Annotated in this window: 1 pseudogene; it reads left to right on the forward strand. The window is 22.9% G+C overall.

What is annotated here, in order from left to right:
- Window positions 1-181: pseudogene (locus KVT37_RS31830) on the forward strand (IS3 family transposase); the annotation flags it as partial.
- Window positions 182-510 lie beyond the last annotated feature (329 nt).

Below are 510 nucleotides of genomic sequence, written 5' to 3' on the forward strand. Positions count from 1 at the left end.
TAAACTATATAAGGTGGTGATTGAAAAAGTTGGTATTGTTCGGAGTACATACAATTATTGGATTAAACAAATAAATTGTCTAGACAAATATCAGGAAATAAAAGAACTGATAAAAGAGATCTTTTATGGACATCATGATAGATATAGCCATCGTAATAGTATATTGAAATTACAAAATTGAAGATGAATATTAAGAGTATATATTTTAATAATTTAAATATAAAAAATTTAATTATAACGTAGTTCAGATACCCACTATTGAAGTTCTATCTAACAATAATTATATTATTTTCTAGTTGAAAAACTAAAATTGATAATAATAATGGATGCTATATTTGCTAATCATTAAAAAAGAGCATTGGATTATAAGGGAAATTATATATATAATTAAACTAATAGTTGGATGAAAATATACGAATAATGATTGGGATTACACTATATTTTTAATATTTCTGATAGCATAGTTTAAAATAGAAGAGATGAGGAATGAGAGTTGTTAGAGGATTTAAT

This window comes from Mesorhizobium sp. GbtcB19 (assembly GCF_019091085.1).
Taxonomy (GTDB): Bacteria; Pseudomonadota; Alphaproteobacteria; order Rhizobiales; family Rhizobiaceae; genus Mesorhizobium.